At 73.4% G+C, this 19,828-nt stretch carries 17 protein-coding genes; 12 read left to right on the forward strand and 5 right to left on the reverse strand.

Annotated elements, in window-relative coordinates; translation table 11 throughout:
- Positions 1-17 precede the first annotated feature (17 nt).
- From ACIBR0_RS02005 to ACIBR0_RS02020, 4 genes are all read right to left on the reverse strand, one after another.
- Complete coding sequence (locus ACIBR0_RS02005; RefSeq protein ID WP_396712196.1) at positions 18-3,773, reverse strand: multifunctional oxoglutarate decarboxylase/oxoglutarate dehydrogenase thiamine pyrophosphate-binding subunit/dihydrolipoyllysine-residue succinyltransferase subunit; 3,756 nt, start codon at positions 3,771-3,773, stop codon at positions 18-20.
- A gap of 315 nt (positions 3,774-4,088) precedes the next feature.
- Positions 4,089-4,910, reverse strand: a complete 822-nt coding sequence (locus ACIBR0_RS02010; protein WP_396712198.1) for an ABC transporter permease — start codon at positions 4,908-4,910, stop codon at positions 4,089-4,091.
- Positions 4,907-5,842: an ABC transporter ATP-binding protein gene (locus ACIBR0_RS02015; RefSeq protein WP_396712200.1), complete on the reverse strand. Its 936-nt coding sequence runs from the start codon at positions 5,840-5,842 to the stop codon at positions 4,907-4,909. Before ACIBR0_RS02015 ends, ACIBR0_RS02010 begins: the two co-directional genes overlap by 4 nt.
- Positions 5,843-5,935: 93 nt before the next feature.
- A complete protein-coding gene (locus ACIBR0_RS02020; RefSeq protein ID WP_396712202.1) occupies positions 5,936-6,583 on the reverse strand; it encodes a hypothetical protein in 648 nt (215 codons plus the stop codon).
- A gap of 169 nt (positions 6,584-6,752) precedes the next feature.
- Here ACIBR0_RS02020 and ACIBR0_RS02025 point away from each other — a divergent pair, with 169 nt between their 5' ends.
- The 9 genes from ACIBR0_RS02025 (at position 6,753) to ACIBR0_RS02065 (ending at position 16,062) form a co-directional block, all read left to right on the forward strand.
- Positions 6,753-7,532 carry a GNAT family N-acetyltransferase gene (locus ACIBR0_RS02025; RefSeq protein ID WP_396712204.1) on the forward strand — a complete coding sequence of 260 codons (780 nt, stop codon included), beginning with the start codon at positions 6,753-6,755 and terminating at the stop codon, positions 7,530-7,532.
- Positions 7,529-8,506: a lysophospholipid acyltransferase family protein gene (locus tag ACIBR0_RS02030; RefSeq protein WP_396712206.1), complete on the forward strand. Its 978-nt coding sequence runs from the start codon at positions 7,529-7,531 to the stop codon at positions 8,504-8,506. The genes ACIBR0_RS02025 and ACIBR0_RS02030 overlap by 4 nt, the downstream gene beginning before the upstream one ends.
- An 88-nt stretch (positions 8,507-8,594) precedes the next feature.
- Entirely contained in the window at positions 8,595-9,428 is an 834-nt protein-coding gene (locus tag ACIBR0_RS02035; RefSeq protein WP_396712208.1) for a DUF4097 family beta strand repeat-containing protein, read from the forward strand.
- Complete coding sequence (locus ACIBR0_RS02040; RefSeq protein ID WP_396712210.1) at positions 9,425-10,042, forward strand: PadR family transcriptional regulator; 618 nt, start codon at positions 9,425-9,427, stop codon at positions 10,040-10,042. Before ACIBR0_RS02035 ends, ACIBR0_RS02040 begins: the two co-directional genes overlap by 4 nt.
- 80 nt (positions 10,043-10,122) lie before the next feature.
- On the forward strand, positions 10,123-10,824 hold the full coding sequence (locus ACIBR0_RS02045; protein WP_396712212.1) for a response regulator transcription factor: 702 nt from the start codon (positions 10,123-10,125) through the stop codon (positions 10,822-10,824).
- The gene (locus tag ACIBR0_RS02050) at positions 10,821-12,383 is read left to right on the forward strand and encodes an ATP-binding protein (RefSeq protein WP_396712214.1); all 1,563 of its coding nucleotides are present in this window, start codon (positions 10,821-10,823) and stop codon (positions 12,381-12,383) included. The genes ACIBR0_RS02045 and ACIBR0_RS02050 overlap by 4 nt, the downstream gene beginning before the upstream one ends.
- A gap of 62 nt (positions 12,384-12,445) precedes the next feature.
- Positions 12,446-14,035: a trypsin-like peptidase domain-containing protein gene (locus ACIBR0_RS02055; RefSeq protein ID WP_396712216.1), complete on the forward strand. Its 1,590-nt coding sequence runs from the start codon at positions 12,446-12,448 to the stop codon at positions 14,033-14,035.
- Positions 14,036-14,205: 170 nt separating this feature from the next.
- Positions 14,206-14,871 carry a BON domain-containing protein gene (locus ACIBR0_RS02060; protein WP_396712218.1) on the forward strand — a complete coding sequence of 222 codons (666 nt, stop codon included), beginning with the start codon at positions 14,206-14,208 and terminating at the stop codon, positions 14,869-14,871.
- A gap of 129 nt (positions 14,872-15,000) precedes the next feature.
- The gene (locus tag ACIBR0_RS02065) at positions 15,001-16,062 is read left to right on the forward strand and encodes a glycosyltransferase family 4 protein (protein ID WP_396712448.1); all 1,062 of its coding nucleotides are present in this window, start codon (positions 15,001-15,003) and stop codon (positions 16,060-16,062) included.
- 12 nt (positions 16,063-16,074) lie between these two features.
- Here the strand turns inward: ACIBR0_RS02065 and ACIBR0_RS02070 are convergent, their stop codons facing one another.
- On the reverse strand, positions 16,075-17,526 hold the full coding sequence (locus tag ACIBR0_RS02070) for a protein kinase (protein WP_396712220.1): 1,452 nt from the start codon (positions 17,524-17,526) through the stop codon (positions 16,075-16,077).
- Between the two features lie 121 nt (positions 17,527-17,647).
- Between ACIBR0_RS02070 and ACIBR0_RS02075 the strand changes: the two genes are divergently transcribed.
- Genes ACIBR0_RS02075 through cutA form a run of 3 tightly spaced genes read left to right on the forward strand, consistent with a single transcriptional unit; the run spans position 17,648 to position 19,824 of the window.
- Positions 17,648-18,478 carry a patatin-like phospholipase family protein gene (locus ACIBR0_RS02075; RefSeq protein WP_357039263.1) on the forward strand — a complete coding sequence of 277 codons (831 nt, stop codon included), beginning with the start codon at positions 17,648-17,650 and terminating at the stop codon, positions 18,476-18,478.
- The gene (locus tag ACIBR0_RS02080) at positions 18,478-19,494 is read left to right on the forward strand and encodes a 1-acyl-sn-glycerol-3-phosphate acyltransferase (RefSeq protein WP_396712222.1); all 1,017 of its coding nucleotides are present in this window, start codon (positions 18,478-18,480) and stop codon (positions 19,492-19,494) included. Before ACIBR0_RS02075 ends, ACIBR0_RS02080 begins: the two co-directional genes overlap by 1 nt.
- Positions 19,495-19,503: 9 nt before the next feature.
- Positions 19,504-19,824, forward strand: coding sequence for a divalent-cation tolerance protein CutA (gene cutA, locus ACIBR0_RS02085; protein WP_357039269.1), 321 nt, complete (start codon positions 19,504-19,506; stop codon positions 19,822-19,824).
- Positions 19,825-19,828 lie beyond the last annotated feature (4 nt).

Below are 19,828 nucleotides of genomic sequence, written 5' to 3' on the forward strand. Positions count from 1 at the left end.
CCCGGGCCCTGCTCAGATTACGGGCGGGGGAGGGCCGCCTCGATCAGCGCGGCCTGCTCCACCTCGTGCATCTTGGCCGAGCCGACCGCCGGGGCGGCCGCGGCCGGCCGGGAGATGCGGCGCAGCCGGACCTCGTCCAGGTGCTCCAGCAGGTTGAGCGCGACGAACGACCAGGCACCCTGGTTGGCCGGCTCCTCCTGCACCCAGGCGTAGTCCTCGGCGTTCGGGTACTCGGCCAGCGCGGCCCGGATCTCCTCCACCGGCATCGGGTAGAGCTGCTCCATCCGGATGATCGCGGTGTCCGTGATGCCGCGGTCGGCCCGGGCCTGGAGCAGGTCGTAGTAGACCTTGCCCGAGCAGAGCAGCACCCGCTTCACCTGCTCCGGCGCCGGGGCGGCCGAGTCCGGCAGCACCGGGGCGAAGGTGCCGGTGGTGAAGTCCTCGACCGAGGAGACGCAGAGCTTGTGCCGCAGCAGCGACTTCGGCGTGAACACGACCAGCGGCTTGCGCTTCGGCGACAGCGCCTGGCGGCGCAGCAGGTGGAAGTAGTTCGCCGGGGTGGTCGGGATGGCCACGCGCATGTTGTCCTCGGCGCACATCTGGAGGAACCGCTCCGGGCGGCCGGACGTGTGGTCCGGGCCCTGGCCCTCGTGGCCGTGCGGCAGCAGCAGGGTGACGGCGGAGCGCTGGCCCCACTTGACCTCGCCGGAGGAGATGAACTCGTCGATGACCGACTGCGCGCCGTTGACGAAGTCGCCGAACTGGGCCTCCCAGCAGACCAGCGCGTTGACGTTCTCCACCGAGTAGCCGTACTCGAAGCCCATGGCCGCGTACTCGGACAGCAGTGAGTCGTGCACGAAGAACCGGGACCGCTCGCCGTCGCCGGTGAGCGAACTCAGCGGCAGGTGGTCGTCGCCGGTCTTCGCGTCGACCACCGAGGCGTGCCGCTGCACGAACGTGCCACGGCGGGAGTCCTGACCGGCGAGCCGGACGGTGACCCCGTCGTGCAGCAGCGAGCCGAGCGCGATGATCTCGCCGAAGCCCCAGTCGATGTTGCCCTCGACGGACATCTTGGCCCGGCGGTCGAGCAGCTGCTGGATCCGCTTGTGCGGGGTGAAGCCCTCCGGCAGGTTGACGTGCGCCTCGCCGACGGCCCGGACGACCGAGGCGTCGATCGCGGTGTCGACCTGCGGCTCCGGCTCGTCCTCCCGCTTGGGGCGGCTGAGCTGGCGCGGCGTGGTGGCCGCGTCCCGGGTGGCCTTGAAGACCCGCTCCAGCTGCGCCTGGTAGTCGCGCAGCAGCTCCTCCGCGTCCTCCACGGTGATGTCGCCGCGACCGATCAGCTCCTCGGTGTAGAGCTTCCGCACCGAGCGCTTCGAGTCAATGATCTTGTACATCTGCGGGTTGGACATCGACGGGTCGTCGCCCTCGTTGTGCCCGCGCCGCCGGTAGCAGACCATGTCGATCACGACGTCCTTGTTGAACGCCTGCCGGTACTCGAAGGCCAGCCGGGCGACCCGGACCACGGCCTCGGGGTCGTCGCCGTTGACGTGGAAGATCGGCGCCTGGATCATCCGGGCGACGTCGGTGCTGTAGAGGCTGGACCGGCTGTACTCCGGGGCGGTGGTGAAGCCGACCTGGTTGTTGACCACCACGTGCACGGTGCCGCCGGTGCGGTAGCCGCGCAGCTGGGACAGGTTCAGCGTCTCGGCGACCACGCCCTGGCCGGCGAACGCCGCGTCACCGTGCACCGCCAGCGGCAGCACGGTGTAGCCCTCCAGCTTGAGGTCGATCCGGTCCTGCTTGGCCCGGACGATGCCCTCCAGCACCGGGTCGACGGCCTCCAGGTGCGACGGGTTCGCCACCAGGGAGACCTTGACCGCGTGCTCCCCGTCCGGGGTGGTGAACTTGCCGTTCTGGCCGAGGTGGTACTTCACGTCGCCGGAGCCCTGCGTCGAGCGCGGGTCCAGGTGCCCCTCGAACTCCGAGAAGATCTTCTCGTACGGCTTGCCGACGATGTTCGCCAGCACGTTGAGCCGGCCCCGGTGGGCCATGCCGATGACGACCTCGTCCAGCCCGCCCTCGGCGGAGGCCTCCAGCACCTCGCCGAGCAGCGGGATCAGCGACTCCCCGCCCTCCAGCGAGAAGCGCTTCTGCCCGACGTACTTGGTCTGCAGGAAGGTCTCGAACGCCTCGGCGGCGTTGAGCCGGTTGAGGACGTGCTTCTGCTCGTCGGCCGACGGCTTCTCGTACTTGCGCTCGATCCGCTCCTGGATCCAGCGCCGCTCCTCCGGGTCCTGGATGTGCATGTACTCGATGCCGACCCGGCGGCAGTACGAGTCGCGCAGCACGCCGAGGATCTCGCGCAGCTTCATCCGCTGCTTGCCGGCGAAGCCGTTCACGGGGAACTCGCGGTCCAGGTCCCACAGGGTCAGCCCGTGCTGGAGGACGTCCAGGTCCGGGTGCTTGCGGATCTTGAACTCCAGCGGATCGGTGTCGGCCATCAGGTGGCCGCGCACCCGGTACGCGTGGATCAGCTCGTGCACCCGGGCCGTCTTGTTGATCTGGCCCTCGTTGTTGATCGCCACGTCCCGCATCCAGCGCACCGGCTCGTACGGGATGCGCAGCGACGTGAAGATCTGGTCGTAGAAGCCGTGCTCGCCCAGCAGCAGCTCGTGCATGACCTTGAGGAACTCGCCGGACTGCGCGCCCTGGATGATCCGGTGGTCGTACGTGCTGGTCAGCGTGATGACCTTGCTGACCGCCAGGTCGGCGAGGGTGGCCTCGGACATGCCCTGGTAGGGGGCCGGGTACTCCATGGCGCCGACGCCGATGATCGCGCTCTGCCCCTGCATCAGGCGGGGCATCGAGTGCACCGTGCCGATACCGCCGGGGTTGGTCAGCGAGATCGTGGTGCCGGAGTAGTCCTCCATGGTCAGCTCGTTGCGGCGGGCGCGCCGGACCACGTCCTCGTACGCCTGCCAGAACTGCCGGAAGTCCATCTGCTCGCAGGCCTTGATGGACGGAACCACCAGGTTACGGGTGCCGTCCGGCTTGGTGAGGTCGATGGCGATGCCCAGGTTGACGTGCTCCGGGCGGATCATCGCCGGCTTGCCGTCGACCTCCGCGTAGGAGTTGTTCATCTCCGGATGGGCGACCAGGGCCCGGACCAGCGCGTACCCGATCAGGTGGGTGAAGCTGACCTTGCCGCCGCGGCCTCGCGCGAGGTGGTTGTTGACGACGATGCGGTTGTCGACCAGCAGCTTGGCCGGGACGGCGCGCACGCTGGTGGCGGTGGGCACGCTCAGCGAGGCGTCCATGTTCTGGACGATCTTCGCGGCGATCCCGCGCAGCGGCGTGGTCTGCGGCCCGGCGGCGGTCGGGGCGGTCTGCTTCGCGGCAGGCCGGGCCGGTGCGGCCTTCGCGGGCGCGGCCTTGGCCTTCGCGGGCGCGGCTGCGGCCGGCTTGGCGGCGGGCTCCGCCGGCTTCGGCTCGGGCTTCTTCTCCGGGGCCTTCGGGGCGGGCTGGGCGACGCCGGCGGCCGGCTCCGGCTGGCCGTCGGGCTGCGGCTTGGCCGGCGTGGCGGCGGTCTTCTCGGCGCCACGCGGGGTGGCGGCGCCCGGCGCCGGCCGGTAGTCGGCGAAGAAGTCGTGCCAGGCCGGGTCGACGCTGGCGGGGTCGGCGAGGTAGCGCTGGTACATCTCCTCGACGATCCACTCGTTCGGGCCGAAACCCGCCAGTGGGTTCTCCTGCGAAGTCTGCTGGGTCGACACGGCCGGTAATCGCCTCTTTCACGCGGGTTTGTGTGTCACGCGGGGCCCGGCGACACCGCACCTGCCGGTGCGCACGGGACGGCTCCCAGGCTACGCCGTACGGATGCCGCAGGCATTTCCGCCTCCGTTGCGTGGTCGGTTTCACAGAAGATGCCAGAAGTTCGGTTAACGCTGCGTGTTCTGTCGACTGCTGCTAAGGCCCGACGTGTTCCCGGCGTCCACTTCGCCGGGAACCGACGTGGCGGTTGACCACGTACGACCCGGAGAACCGGACGGGGGCGGTGCCCGCGGCCCCGCCCCCGTCGCCGGACCGGATCAGGAGATGTCGCGCCGCCGCACCATGAGCGTGCCGACCACGCCCGCCACCACGGCATACCCGATCAGCACCGCCGCACCCGCCCATCGGGGCGGATTGCCCGGGATGTCCGTCCCGGCCACCATCAGCGACGACGCCAGCGACGGCACCGCGAGCTGGAGGTTGTTGATCCAGTCGCCGAACCGCGCCGCGAGCGTCGAGATGATGATCACCGCACCGATCGAGCCGCCCAGGTAGAGCAGGATCCCGGTGACGGTCGCGCCGATCTGGCTGCGGATCAGCACACCGAGGCCGACACCCAGGATCGCCCACAACAGGTAGGCCAGCCCGTTGAGGCCGACCGCCTCCCAGACGGCGCTGCCGTAACTGGTCTCGACGCCGATCCCCCCGAGCACCGCCGATCCGGCGAGCAGGTTCGCGGCCGTCGTCACCAGCCAGAAGAGCAGCCCGAGGCCGGCAGCGGCGACCAGCTTGGCCAGCATCACCGCGCTGCGATGCGGGGCGGTGAGGAACGTGGTGGTGACGGTCTGGTGGAAGAACTCGCTGGTCACCACGATGATGCCGAGCAGCATCACCATCATCAGGCCCATGAACTGGCCGTTGGTGAAGAGGTTCGCGGTCAGGCTGTCCGGTTGCGAGACCGCCTCGATGGCGTCGGTCTGGTCCGCCGGTACCTGGCTCAGGTCCCCGTTGACCAGCTGATCGGACTGCACGTAGTTGAAGAACAGCGTGATGCCCCAGAGCGGCAGGTAGATCAGCGCCAGGATCCACCAGGTGCTGGTGGTGCGGATCTTGAGCAGCTCGGATCGGACCAGGTTCATCGGATGCCCGCCTTTCCGGCCGTCAGCTCCAGGAAGACCCCTTCGAGGTCGGGCCGTTCCGTGGTGAGTTCGTGCAGTTCCACGCCGGCGGCCAGGGCGGCCCGGCCGACGGTCGGCGCGTCCACGCCGCCGACCAGCAGGACACCGTGCTCGTCGACGTCGACCGTGGCCGAGGTGTCGCGCAGTGCGCTGGTCAACTTGTCGGCCTGCGGGGTGCGGACCCGCACCCGGACGCCCTGTGCCATCGACCCGATCACCTCCTCGACGGTGCCCTGCCGGACCAGCTTCCCGCCGGCGATGATCACCACGTCGTCGGCGAGGAGCTGCATCTCCGACAGCAGGTGGCTGGAGACCAGCACCGTCCGCCCCTCGTGGGCGAGGCCCTTGAGGAACCCGCGCATCCACCGGATGCCCTCGGGGTCGAGGCCGTTGGCCGGCTCGTCCAGGATCAGCACCCGGGGGTCACCGAGCATGGCCGCGGCGATGCCGAGCCGCTGCTTCATGCCGAGCGAGTAGCCCTTGAACCTGCGCTTCGCCGCCGGGGTCAGCCCGACCAGGGCCAGCGCCTCGTCGGCCCGGGCCTTCGGCAGGCCGGCCGCCGCGCAGATCACCCGCAGGTGGTTGATCCCGGTGCGGCCCTTGTGCGCGCTGGACGCCTCCAGCACCGCGCCGACGTGCCGCAGCGGGTCGGTGAGGTCCGCGTACCGGTGCCCGCCGATCGTCGCCGCGCCCGCCGTCGGGGTGACCAGGTTCAGCAGCATGCGCAGGGTGGTCGTCTTGCCGGCACCGTTCGGGCCGAGGAAGCCGGTGACCCGGCCGGGCTCGACGGTGAAGGACAGGTCGTCGACCGCCCGGACGGTGCGGTACTGCTTCGTCAGGCCGGACACCACGATCTGGCCGTCGCCGGTGGGGCTTCGCTGCCCGTCAGACATCGTTCTCCTCTTCTCGGGTGGCGTCGGGGTACGCCGCCGCCCAGCCTTGCCGGCCCGCGCAACCGGGTCAATCCGGCTCGACGACCGGAGCGGTCACACCGCGATCCAGGTGGCGCGGGCCCAGGCCAGGAGGGCACCGTCCGGCGCGTACAGGCTGGTGTGCACGTCGGCCTTGCGGCCCTCGCCACCGACCATCGCGGCGGTCACGACGCACTCGTCGCCCGCGGCCGGCAGGTCCGCGACGACGGCGGCGATCCGACCCAGGACGTACGGCCGGCCGGGCGCGATCACCGCCCAGCCGCCGGGACAGTCCAGCGCCGCCCACACCAACGGGCCGGTCACCGGCGCGGGCACCGTGAACGGCGCGGCGGTACGCCCGTCGGGCAGCCGCCCGGGGAAGACCCGCAACCCGTCGGCGCGGTCGGGGCCGCAGACGTAGCAGCCGGGGAACGGGTGGTCCACCAACCCGGGGTACGCCGCGGCGGCGGCCCGGGCGGTGGCGAGGTCCACCGGCGGCACCACCGACCGGAACTCCGGCACCGGCCGCACCTGCGCGACGAGGGCGCCGTCCGGGTCGTGGACCTCTCCACCGGACAGGGTCAGTGGGGTCTCCAGCGGTGGCGGCCGGCGCAGCGTCACCTCGACCGGCCCCGGACCGTCGGCCGCCGTGGCGAAGACGCCCGCGCTCCAGCCGCCGTTGCCCGAGCCCGAGGGCCCGTTGTGGCGGGACTCGATGATCATCCAAACCTCCGCGGCCGCGCCCGGCCCGGTCGCCGGTGTGCCGCAGGCAGCCTCGCACGCCGCACGGACAGCCGGCGCGTACGGGTGGCGGCCAGCCGCCGGCCGGCGTTCACCCGGTCGACACTCCGCACCCCAACCTCCGGCAACCCACGCCCCCTACACAGATCCCATGGCCGTTCTGCACGCCGCTGGCACATCCCTGACGACCAGCGGATACACCCTGCTGATCGCCGACGACCCGACCCAGGTCGCGGCCGCGCAACGCCTGCGTCACGAGGTGTTCGCCACCGAGCTCGGCGCCACCCTGCGCCCGGCCGCCCCCGGCCTGGACACCGACCACGTCGACCCGTACTGCGACCACCTGATCGTGCGCCACGAGAGCACCGGGGACGTCGTCGGCACGTACCGGCTGCTGCCGCCGGGCCGCACCGACCGGCGGTACTCGGCGGACGAGTTCGACCTGGCGCCGCTCGACCCGCTACGCGACGACCTGGTCGAGGCGGGCCGGTCCTGCGTGCACCCGGACCACCGCTCCGGCGCCGTCATCAACCTGATGTGGGCCGGCATCATCCGGTACCTGCACCTGCGCGGGTCGCGCTGGCTCGGCGGCTGCGCCTCGGTACCGGTCGCCGACGGCGGCCGGGCGGCGGCCGAGGTGTGGGCTCTGGCGCGGGAGCAGCACCTCGCGCCGCCGCCGCTGCGGCTCCGTCCGCTGCGGCCGTGGTTCGCCGAGCCGGAGGTGCCCGCCGCGGAGACCGCCGTCGGCGGCGCGGAGGGCCGCGCGCTGGTGCCGCCGCTGCTGCGTGGCTACCTGCGCCTCGGTGCCTGGGTCTGCGGCGAGCCCGCGTACGACCCGGACTTCGGCACGGCCGACTTCTACGTGTTGTTCTCGCTGGACCGGATGAACCCCCGCTACCTGCGGCACTTCCTGGGTGGGGCCGAGCGGTGACCGCCGTCGCGTACGACCTCTGGCGGCCCGCCTCCGGATGCGGCGCGGACTGCCTGCCCGCCCCCGGCGCGGTGCCCGGCGTGCCGACCGCCGTGCGGGCCGGCCGGCTGGCGGCGGTGCTCGGCATGCTGGTCGCCGGCACCGGCCTGGCGCTGCTGCTGCCGCTGCTGCCGTCCCGGGAGCGGCACGCGGCCGTACGCGGCTGGGCGCGGCTGACCGCCCGGGCCTTCGGCGTGCGGGTGGTCGTCCGGGGCCGGCTGCCCCGGCGGCGTGCGCTGCTGGTCGCGAACCACGAGTCCTGGCTGGACGTCCTCGCCGTGCTCGCCGCCGCGCCGGCCCGGATGATCGCCAAGAGCGAGGTCCGGGCCTGGCCGCTGATCGGTCAGCTCGCGGGCGCCGCCGGCACGGTCTTCGTGGACCGGGGTCGGCCCCGGGACCTGCCGGTCATGGTCGGGCGGGTGGCCGAGGCGCTCGGCTCCGGCCGGTCGGTGGCGGTCTTCCCGGAGGGGACGACGTGGTGCGGGGACGGCGGCGGGTGCCGGCCCGGCGGCGGCTTCCGACCGGCCGTGTTCCAGGCGGCCATCGACGCCGGCGCTCCGGTCGTGCCGTTGCGGATCGCGTACCGCTGCGTCGCCACCGGCGCGGGGACGACCGCGGCGGCCTTCGTCGGCGAGGAGAACCTGTGGCGGTCGGTGCGGCGTGTCCTGGCCGCTCGGCGTCTGGTGGTCGAGGTGACCGTCGCCGCCGCCCTGCACCCCGCCCGCGACGCCGACCGGCGGGTGCTCGCCCGTGCCGCCGAGTCCGCCGTCCACCTCGTGCCGTCGCCGACCGGCGTGGTGTCCGCCCGGACGCACCGGGCCCCGCACCCGGTCCCGGTCGCCCTCCCGGTGTCGACGCCGGCAGCCGCGTGGTCTCCGCCCACCGGTGCCACCGCGAGCACCGAGCCGGCCCGGGAGCTCGATCTGGCCGCCTGACGCGACACCCTTGCCATATCGCGATGTATCGCGTTAGTGTCGGCCCGTCGGACGCGCTCCCCTGAGCGCGTCGCCGAGGGGAGGACCCGTGACGCACCGGACCGTCGACAACCCGCAGCGGCTGACCCTGGACGGGCCGGTGGACCGGGTCGACGTGCGCCTGCTCAGCGGCCGGCTCAACGTGGTGGCCACCGACGGTCCCGCCCGGGTCGACGTGACCCGCGTCGGCCGACGGCCGGTGCACGTCGAGCACCGGGACGGCCGCCTCATGGTCCGGCAGGAGCACCTCCGGGGCTGGGCGGGGTTCCTGCGGTGGATGGGCCCGCTCGCCCGGTGGCCCCGGGTCGACGTCTCCGTCGCGGTCCCCGCCGACGCCGCCGCCGACCTGGTCCTGGTCGACGGCTCCCTGGTCGCGTCGGGGCTGTGCGGCGCGGCCCGGGTCGAGGTGACGGCCGGCCGGATCACCCTGATGGGGTTGCGCGGGCGGACCACCGCGAAGATCACCGCCGGTGCGGTCGAGGCGCTCGGCGTGGCCGGTGAGCTCGACCTGCGGACCGTCTCCGGCGAGGTGACCCTCGCCGACAGCACCGCCGGGCACGTCCGCGCGCAGACCGTCTCGGGCGCGATCACCTGCGACCTGGACAATCCTCGTGGCAGCGACATCCAGCTCACCACCATCTCCGGCGGCATCACCGTCCGGGTCCGTGCGGACAGCGACCTCACCGTCCGGCTGCACACCACCTCCGGTCGGGTCACCAGCGGCTTCCCGCAACTGCGCGCGGAGGGCGGCCTCCCCGTGCTGCGGAACAGCGAGGGGGTGCTCGGCACCGGTGCGGGTAGGCTCTGGGCCTCCGCCACCTCGGGCAGCATCGCGCTGCTCGCCCGCCCGGTGGACGTCGACGAGGAGGGGGAGTTGCCGTGACGGCCGTGTTCGGTCACGGGCGGCTCCGCCTCTACCTGCTCAAGCTCCTGGCCGACGGGCCCCGGCACGGCTACGAGCTGATCCGCCTGCTGGAGGAGCGCTTCCTCGGCCTGTACGCGCCCAGCGCCGGCACCATCTATCCCCGCCTGCAACGGCTGGAGGGCGACGGGCTGGTGACCCACACCGCCGCGGGGGGCCGGAAGGTCTACGAGATCACCGACGCCGGCCGGGCGGAGCTGCGCCAGCGGGCCGACGAGCTGGCCACGCTGGAGTCGGACATCACCGCCTCGGTGCAGGACCTCTCCGCCCTGGCCGGCGAGATCCGCAGCGAGGTGCGGGGCTCCGTCCGCGACCTCAAGCGGGAGCTGCGGGAGGCGACCCGGCAGACCCGGCGTACGCGCTGGGCGCCGCCCACGTCCGATCCGGCACCCGCGCCCGGGCCGGCCGCGTCCGACGACGAGCGGCTGCTGGCCGAGTTCGACCGGCGGCTGGCCGCGTTCGGCACCGAGGTCGGCGCGTTGGTACGGGCCCGCCGGCTCACCGACTCGCAGCTGCGGACCGCGATCAGGGTGCTCGACGGGGCGCTCGACGGGCTGCGCCGGCTGCTGCGCTGACAGCCGCCGCGCGGCCGGCTCACAGGTTCTTTCCAGCATCCGCCCAGCGCGGGCGCAGCCAGAGCGCGGATGATGGGCCCATGGCCGCTACCCAGACCGAGGCGCGACTGCTCGTCGTCGAGGACGACCCCAACATCCTGGAACTCCTCTCCGCGAGCCTCCGGTTCGCCGGGTTCGACGTGGCCACCGCGACCAGCGGCAGCGCCGCGCTCAACGCGGCCAAGGACCACCGGCCCGACCTGGTGGTGCTCGACGTGATGCTGCCCGACCTGGACGGCTTCGAGGTCATCCGGATGCTCCGCGAGGGCGGCACCCGTACGCCGGTGGTGTTCCTGACCGCCCGCGACGCGACCGACGACAAGATCCGCGGGCTGACCCTCGGCGGCGACGACTACGTCACCAAGCCGTTCAGCCTGGAGGAGCTGACCGCCCGCATCCGGGCGGTGCTGCGGCGCACCAGCAGTGGCGAGACGGCGCCCTCCCGGCTCACCTTCGCCGATCTGGAGCTGGACGAGGAGACCCACGAGGTGCACCGGGCCGGCCAGCGGGTGCAGCTCTCGCCGACCGAGTTCAAGCTGCTGCGCTACCTCATGCTGAACGCCAACCGGGTGCTCTCCAAGGCGCAGATCCTCGACCACGTGTGGAACTACGACTTCCGGGGCGACGACAACATCGTCGAGTCGTACATCTCCTATCTGCGGCGCAAGGTCGACAACACGCAGCCCCGGCTGATCCACACCCTGCGCGGGGTCGGCTACGTCCTGCGCAAGCCGGCGGCGTGAGCACGATCCAGCAGGGGAAGGTCCGGCTGCGCGGGGTACCGCTCCGGGTCAAGCTGGTCGCCTCGGTCCTCACCCTGGTCGCCGCCGCCCTGCTGGTGATCAGTTCGCTCACCGCCGTCTTCCTGCGCAACTACCTGGTCGGCCAGGTGGACGACGAGCTGACCACCGCCAGCAGCACGGTGAGCAGCCTGGTCACCGAGTTGCGTCCGGGACAGATCGTCAAGTTCGGCCTGCCCAGCGACTACGTGCTGCTCACGGTGCGCAACGGCGAGGTGGGCGGCGGCTACTCCAACCCCGAGTTCGACACGCAGGACCTGCCGCCGTGGCCGGACACCGAGGCCGGTTTCCGGGAGCTGGTGGGGGACGCCCCCTTCACCGTCCGGTCGCGCAACGGCGACACCCGCTGGCGCATGCTGTACATCGAACTTCCCGGCGGTCAGCTTGCCGCGATGGGCCAGAACCTGACCGACGTCGATCTCGCCGTCAAGCGTCTGGTCTGGATCGACCTGCTGGTCGGCGGCGCGGTGCTGGTCCTGCTCGCGTCCGTCGGCGCGGCGATCGTCCGGACCAGCCTCAAGCCGCTGGTGGAGATCGAGCGGACCGCGGCGGCCATCGCCGGCGGTGACCTCAGCCGGCGGGTGCCCGACCCGGAGGAGGGTAAGGAGTGCGCCACCTCCGAGCTGGGCCGGCTGTCCCGGGCGTTGAACGCCATGCTGACCCAGATCGAGGCGGCCTTCACCGCCCGCGCCGCCTCCGAGGCCGCCGCCCGGTCCGCCGAGGTCGCCGCCCGCGACGCCGCCGGCTCCGCCCGGGCCTCCGAGGCGCGGGCACGACGGTCCGAGGAGCGCATGCGGCAGTTCGTCGCGGACGCCTCCCACGAGCTGCGGACCCCGCTGACCACCATCCGCGGCTTCGCCGAGCTGTACCGGCAGGGCGCGGCCCGCGCCCCCGAACAGACCGCCGACCTGCTGCGCCGCATCGAGGACGAGGCGGCCCGGATGGGCCTGCTGGTGGAGGACCTGCTCCTGCTGGCCCGGCTGGACCGGGAACGACCGGTCACGCTCGCCCCGGTGGAGCTGCCGGTGCTCGCCGGCGACGCGGTCGAGGCCGCGCGGGTGGTGGCTCCCGAGCGCCGGATCGAGCTGGACATCGAGCCGGGCTCCGGCCCGCTCGTCGTGCACGGCGACGACGCCCGCCTGCGTCAGGTGATCGGCAACCTGATGACCAACGCGCTCACCCACACCCCGCCGGACGCCGCGGTGACCCTGCGGCTGCGCAGCGAGCCGGGGAACCTGGGCGTGGTGGAGGTCGCCGACACCGGGCCGGGCCTCTCCCCGGAACAGGCCGAACGGGTCTTCGAGCGCTTCTACCGGGCGGACGCCGCGCGTACCCGCCGGGCCGGCGGCGTCACCGGCACCGGGCTGGGTCTGGCGATCGTCGCCGCGCTGGTCGCCGCCCACCATGGCACCGTCGAGGTGACCTCGACGCCGGGCGGGGGAGCGACGTTCCGCGTCCGCCTGCCGTTGGCGCCCGACCCCGCCCTCGACGACGGCGAGTGACTTTCAGAAAACGTCCAGGCAGGTTCCAGGCGCATCGCAGTGGCAGGAGAGAGGGTGGTCCCATGACCGAGTACGAGTCCGACCCGCAGCGCCGGCCGGCCCCCTCCGACGCCGAGCCGTCGCACCCCACCGCCGAGCTGCCTCGCGTCGAGCGCGCGCAGTCCGACTCCGGTCCCGCCGCCCCCGGCGCCAACCCGGCCGCCGACGGCGGGACCACCGACCCGGCCCCGACCGTCGAGGTCCAGGCCGTCGGCGACGACCGCTCCCGTACGCCCGAGGCCGGCCCGGCCACCGCCGGCGCCGTCACCCCCGACGCGCCCCGTGCCAGCGACGGCCCGGGTGGGCCCGCCGCGGTCCCCTCCGCACCGCCCTACCCGGCCTCCGGGCAGCCGCACCCGGGCCAGCCGCACCCGTTCGGCCAGCACGGCCACCCGGGCCACCCGCAGGCCGGCCGGTGGCCGGCCGGCCCCTGGTACCCGGGCCCCCAGCCCGGCTGGAGTGGCGGGGGCCAGCCGGGGTACGGCCAGCCGCAGCACCCGGGCCAGCACCACCCCGGCCAGTCGTTGCCCCCGTGGGCCCACCAGGCGCGCCCGCACGACCCGCGGCCGGGCCGGATCGCCAAGTTCGCCGGCGCCGGTGTCGCCGTGCTCGCCCTGATGTTCGGCTCGGGCGTCGCCGGCGGTGCGCTCGCGCTCGCCGTGGACGGTGACTCGGGCATCACCCGCACCTACTCCGCCGCACCGGTCATCAACAGCGAGGACCTGCCGGGCATCGCCGCGTCGGTGCAGCCCAGCGTGGTCTCGATCGCCACCGACAACGGTGAGGGCTCCGGCGTGATCCTGAGCGCCGACGGCTATGTGCTCACGAACAACCACGTCATCGCGTCGGCCGGCGGCGACAGCGTCCGGGTGATCTTCGCCGACGGCAAGACCGCCGAGGCGCGGATCGTCGGCACCGACCCGAAGACCGATCTTGCCGTCGTGAAGGCGTCCGGCGTGAGCGACCTCAAGCCCGCCACGTTCGGCGACAGCGACGCCATGCAGGTCGGCGACCAGGTGCTCGCTCTGGGCAGCCCGCTCGGCCTGCAGGGGTCGGTAACCGCGGGCATCCTCAGCGCCCGGGACCGCACCATCCAGGCCGGCAGCGGCCAGCAGCAGGACCCGCGACAGGGTGCCACCTCGATCGCCGGGCTGCTCCAGACCGACGCGCCGATCAACCCCGGCAACTCCGGCGGCGCACTGGTCAACACCCGGGGGGAGGTCATCGGCATCAACACCGCGATCGCCACCGCCGGGCAGGGCAGCAGCGGCAACATCGGCGTCGGCTTCGCCATCCCGAGCAACAAGGCCAAGGACGTGTCCGGCAAGTTGCAGCGCGGCGAGAAGGTCAGCCACCCGTCGCTCGGCGTCAGCGTCAACGCGGCCGAGGGCGGCGGTGCGCTGGTCGCCGCGGTCGCACCGGGCAGCGCGGCCGAGAAGGCGGGCCTCCAGCGCGGCGACGTGATCATCCGGTTCGGCGACAAGGTGGTCAACGACTCGGACGACCTCGTCGGCGCCGTGCAGGCCGGTGAGGTGGGTGACCGGGTCGAGGTGACCTACAAGCGGAACGGGAAGGAATCCACGGCAACCGTGACGCTCGCCGAAGCGTCCTGACCCGGTACCTGAACTTTCCTCCTCCCTCCGGCGGCGGGTGGTGGAGCCAAGGGGGTTGGCTCCATCACCCGCCGCTCATCTCCCCACGACGGCGGTTCACCCTCTTCGGGTGAACCGCCGTCACCCGTACCGGCGGCACCCTCGGCACAGCGACCGACGGGAGGGGTGCGATGACCACCGCCGTGGAAACCGACACGCGGATCCAGCGGGACGTGCTGGACGAGCTGGCCTGGGACCCCCGGGTGCGGCCGGACGAGATCGGTGTGTCCGTCGTCCACGGCGTGGTGACGCTCACCGGCTGGGTCGACGGATACGCCCGCAGGTGGGCGGCCCTGGGGTGCGCGCAGCGCGTACGCGGCGTGCGGGCGGTCGCCGACGACATCGAGGTACGCCTGCCCGGCGAGACCGGGCGCACCGACTCGGACATCGCGATCGCGGCCAGCCGGGCGCTGGACTGGGACAGCTTCGTGCCCGCCGAGCGGTTGGACGTCACGGTCGCCAACGGGTGGGTCATGCTCCGGGGGGAGGTCGAGTTCGGCTGGCAGCGCCGGACCGCCGAGAACGAACTGCGCCGGCTGGGCGGCGTACGCGGGGTGACGAACCTGGTGGAGGTCCGACCCGCCGCCCCGGTGGACGGCGAGCAGACCCGCCGGGACGTGCAACGCGCGCTCCTGCGCGGGATCGGCACCGAGCGGGTGACCGTCGAGGTGGACGGCGACACGGTCGTCCTGCGCGGCGTCGTGCGCTCGTGGTGGGAACGCGACCAGGCGGAACGCGTCGCCTGGTCCGGCGAGGGGGTGCGGGCGGTCCGGAACGAGCTCCTCGTGGGCGGCTGAGCCCCGGTCCGGTCGCGTGTAGCGCAGCCGCCACCGGGAACCCGCTGCCGACGACCGTGAACGAAGGGAAGACCTGTGGCCGTGCACCTTCCGGACGCCCGCTCGGCGGAACGGCCGTTGCGGATCGCGATGGTGGTCCCACCCTGGCTGTCCGTGCCCCCGCCCGGCTACGGCGGGCTGGAGACCGTGGTGGCCGGCCTGGTGGACGCCCTGGTCGCGCGGGGCCACGCGGTCACCCTCTTCGGTGCCGGGCAGGACCACGGCACCGCCGGCGACTTCGTGTCGACCGTGCCCGACCTGCAGTACGGCCGACTCGGCGAGGTACTGCCCGAGCTGGCCCACGTGGCCCGGGTCAACCACCTGATCGCCCCGGCCGACTTCGACGTGGTCCACGACCACACCACGGCCGGGCCGCTGGTGGCCGGCCGCCGGGCGGTGCCGACGGTGGCGACGGTGCACGGCAACCCGGTGGGCGAGTACGGCGCCGTGCTCAGCGACACCGACCGCGGGGTCGGGCTGGTCGCGATCTCGCACGCCCAGCGCCGGCTGAACCCGCGGCTGCCCTGGGTCGGCACCGTCCACAACGCGATGGACACCGCGGGCATCCCGCACAAGAACCGCCCGAGCCGGGGTCCCGTGCTGTGGCTGGCCCGCTTCAGCCCGGACAAGGGCCCGGACATCGCCATCCGCGCCTGTCGGGCCGCCGGCCTGCCGATGGTGCTCGCCGGAAAGTGCAACGAGCCGGCCGAGCGGCGCTACTACGAGCAGGTGATCCGGCCGATGCTCGACGAGGACGTCACCGTCGTGCTCGACGCCGACCGGGAGGCCGCCCTGCGCCTGCTGGTCGAGGCCCGCTGCCTGATCATGCCGATCCAGTGGGAGGAGCCGTTCGGCATGGTGATGCTGGAGGCGATGGCGACCGGTACTCCGGTCGTCGCGCTCGGCCGGGGGGCGGTCCCGGAACTGGTCCGTCCCGGCGTGACCGGCCTCATCTGCTCCACACCCGACGAACTGCCGTCGGCGCTGCGCGCGGCCGGCCGCCTCGACCCGGCGGCCTGCGTCGCGCACGTCGCGGAGAACTTCTCCACCGAGCGGACCGCGGCCGGCTACGAGGCCGTGTACCGGCGGTTCACCGCCGACGCCGCCCACCCCGCCCGCGCACGCGAGCCGGTCCGCGTGGCCCTCCGCTGACCGGGCGCCGGGTCAGAGCCGGGCCTCGCCCAGGTCCGCGACCGCGTCGTCCAGGCGGCGGGCGTACGCCTCGCTGATCGCGCCCTCGCCCAGGCGGACCGCCACCTTCTCGCGCAGCCGGGCCACCCGTTGCGCCACGTCACCACGCGCGGCGCGGGCCGCCTCGGTCAGGTTCCGCAGCTCGTTGCGCAGGTCCAGGCCCACGTCCGAGCGGATACCGCCGTCGTCCAGGCCGGCGCCGATCAGCGCGTCGAGTCGGTTCGCCGCCGCCACCAGGGTGTCCCCGGTGGAGGGTGCCGAAGGCGGCACGGGGGGCTGGACCGAGGTCGCCGCCGGTTCCGGCGTGCCCGGCGGTGGAGCGTCGGTGGACACGCTCGGCGACGCGGACGCCCCCGTCGCGGGCCCGGTCGGGGGGAGGGCGTCGCCCGGGCGCGGCTCGTCCCGCCACACGACGGGTGCCAGCAGCGCCGCGCCGACCACCAGCACCACCGGCACGACCAGGACCGGCCGGGGCGGACGGAAGCGTCGGTGCGTCGGGGGACCGGGCGCCCCGGCCGGTGTCACGTCTGCGACCGTGGATCCGGTCCCGGCCGTGGACCCGATCCCGGCCGGCGTTCCGTCTCCGGCCACCGCCGTCGGGGTCGGGGCCAGCGCGGCGGCGACCTGGCGGGCGGTGGGGCGTTCGGCCGGATTCCGGGACAGGCAGCGCAGGCAGACGTCGGCGACCTCCGGCGGCAGGCCCGGCACCTCGACCCGCGTCGGTGGGCCGCCGTCGGCCAGCGCGGCGCTGAGCTGCTCCCAGGTGTCCGCCGGGTACGACACCCGCCCGGTGAGCGCCTCGTGCAGCAGCACGCCCAGCGAGTAGACGTCGGTGGCGGGCTGCGCCGGCGCACCGTCGAGCCGTTCCGGTGCCACGTACGCCGGGGTGCCGAAGGTCTCGCCGTCCTCGTCCTCGTCCGGCGCGCCGATCCGGGTGGCGATGCCGAAGTCGAGCACCTTCGCGCCGGCCGGCGTCATCATCACGTTGGACGGGGTGATGTCCCGGTGCACGATGCCGAGCCGGTGCGCGGCGGCCAGCGCGTCGGCCACCTGCGCGCCGATCCGTACCGCCTCCGGCCAGGGCAGTGGACCCTCGGTGAGTCGCAGCTCCAGCTCCTCGCCGGCCAGCAGTTCCATCACGACGAACGACATGATGGTGCCGTCCGGGGCGACCGTCTCGCCGTAGTCGTGTACCGACGTCACATGTGGATGGACCAGCTTGGCGGCCGACCGGGCCTCGGCGCGGACCATGTCCCGGAACCGGGCGTCCGCCGCGAGCGACGGCGCGAGCACCTTCACCGCGACGCTACGGTCCAGCACCTCGTCACGGGCACGCCAGATCACCGACATTCCGCCCGCGCCGATCTGGTCGACGAGCCGGTATCGGTCGGCCAGCAACCGGCCGGGACGCAGCGCTGGCTTCACGTTTCGCACCTGCCTCGGGGGGTGGGAGCGCTATCAGGTTGCGGGACCGTTTCCGTCGTGTCAACGGCCCCGCCCCCCACCTGCGGCGGCCGGGCAGCGCGGGCGTGCCAGGATTGACGCCATGTCGCGGGGACCGGTGGCGTTCGTGCTCGGGGGTGGAGGTGTCCTCGGGGCGGTCGAGGTGGGCATGCTGCGTGCCCTGTTCCGCGCCGGGATCCAGCCCGACCTGGTGATCGGCACGTCCATCGGCGCGGTCAACGGCGCGCTGGTCGCCGCCGACCCGTCCGAGGCGGTCACGGACCGGCTGGTGCGGCTCTGGGCCTCACCGGAGGCGAGCGAGGTGTACGGCGACTCGGTCGCCCGGCAGGTGCGCCGGTTCGCCGCCCGTACCCATCTGCACTCGCCCCGCCCCCTGCGCAAGCTGCTGGAGGGCGAGCTGGGCGCGGAGACCACCTTCGCCGACCTGCGGGTGCCGTTCCGCTGCTGTGCGGCGAACATCGAGCGGGCCGCCGAGCACTGGTTCGACACCGGGCCGGTGGTGCCGGCCGTGCTGGCCAGCGCCTCCGTGCCGGGGCTGCTGCCGCCGGCCCGGATCGGCGACAATCACTACATCGACGGCGGCATCGTCAACTCCATCCCCATCGGGGAGGCGGTCGCCGTGGGCGCCGGGCGCATCTTCGTCCTCCAGGTGGGTCGGATCGAGCGGGCGCTGAGCCCGCCCAAGCGGCCCTGGGAGATCGCCCAGGTCGCGTTCGAGATCGCCCGCCGGCACCGGTTCGCGCGCGAGATGGCGGCGCTGCCCGACGGCGTGGAGGTGCACGTGCTGCCGACCGGCGGGCTGGAGCCGCGCGACGACACGCCCTGGGCGTACCGGGACATGGCCGCGGTGGGGCGGCGGATCAGCCGCGCCTACACGGCCTCCCGGCGCTACCTGGCGCAGCTGGAACGCTGATGCCGCTGCCCCCACGGTGGCTGCGCCGGCTGTTGCTCGCGCCCGGCATGGTGCTGCTCGCGGTGACGGTGGTGACCACGGTCCCGGTGTGGGCGCTGCTGGCGTTGGCCGCCTCACCGTTCGTGCCTGGCCGCCTGCGGCCCCTGCGCGTGGTGTGGGTGGGTGCCGTCTACCTGATCTGGGACGCGGCGGCGCTGCTCGCGCTCTTCGCCCTCTGGGTCGGCTCCGGCTTCGGCTGGCGGGTGCGGGCACCGGCCTTCCAGCGCGCCCACTACGTGCTGGCCGGCTGGTTCCTGCGGGTGCTGTTCTGGCAGGCCCGGTGGACGCTGCGGCTGAGCATCGACGTGGTCGGCACCGACCCGGACACCGCCCTGCCCGGCCGGCCGGAGCTCGTGCTCTGCCGGCACGCGGGGCCGGGTGACTCCTTCATCCTGATCCACGCGCTGGTCAACTGGTTCCGGCGGGAGCCCAGGATCGTCCTCAAGGACAGCCTCCAGTGGGACCCGGCGATCGACGTGCTGCTCAACCGGCTGCCGACCCGCTTCCTCGCGCCGGGCCCGGACGGTCGGGGCTCGGCGACCGAGCAGATCGGACACCTCGCCACCGGTCTGGACGACGACGACGCGTTCGTGATCTTCCCGGAGGGCGGCAACTTCACCCCGAAGCGCCGCCTGCGGGCCATCGCCCGGCTGCGCTCCCTCGGCCTGGAACGCATGGCTCTGCGCGCGGAACGGATGCAGCACGTGCTCGCCCCGCAGCCCGGCGGGCTGCTCGCGGCCCTGGACGCGGCACCGGACGCCGGTGTCGTCTTCGTGGCCCACACCGGGCTGGACCGGCTGCTCACGGTGGCCGACGTGTGGCGCGAACTGCCGATGGACAAGCGGATCATCATGCGGTTCTGGTCCGTACCTCCGGAGAACGTCCCGACCGGCCGGCAGGAACGCATCGACTGGCTCTTCGACTGGTGGAGCCGGATCGACGAGTGGATCGCGGCCAATCGCGACGGCGCCGCGTAGGGTGCGAAGGTGGATCAGATCTGCGTCGTGACGACGGTGGTGGACGCGCGGTCGGTGGCCGACGTCCTGGCGGCCGCGGCGGTCGCCGGCCGGCTTGCCGCCTGCGCCCAGGTGGGCGGCACGGTGGACAGCACCTACTGGTGGCGGTCGAACGTGGAGACCAGCAGCGAGTGGGAGGTGCGCTTCAAGACCGCACCGGACCGGGTCACCGCCCTGATGGAGCAGATCCGGGCCAGCCACCCGTACGAGGTGCCGGAGATCCTGGTGACCCGGGTGGAGAGCGGCAATCCCGACTACACCGCATGGGTGCACGACCACACCCGTCCCTGACCGG

The sequence above is a fragment of the Micromonospora sp. NPDC049497 genome (assembly GCF_044465805.1).
In the GTDB taxonomy this organism is placed as follows: Bacteria; Actinomycetota; Actinomycetes; order Mycobacteriales; family Micromonosporaceae; genus Micromonospora.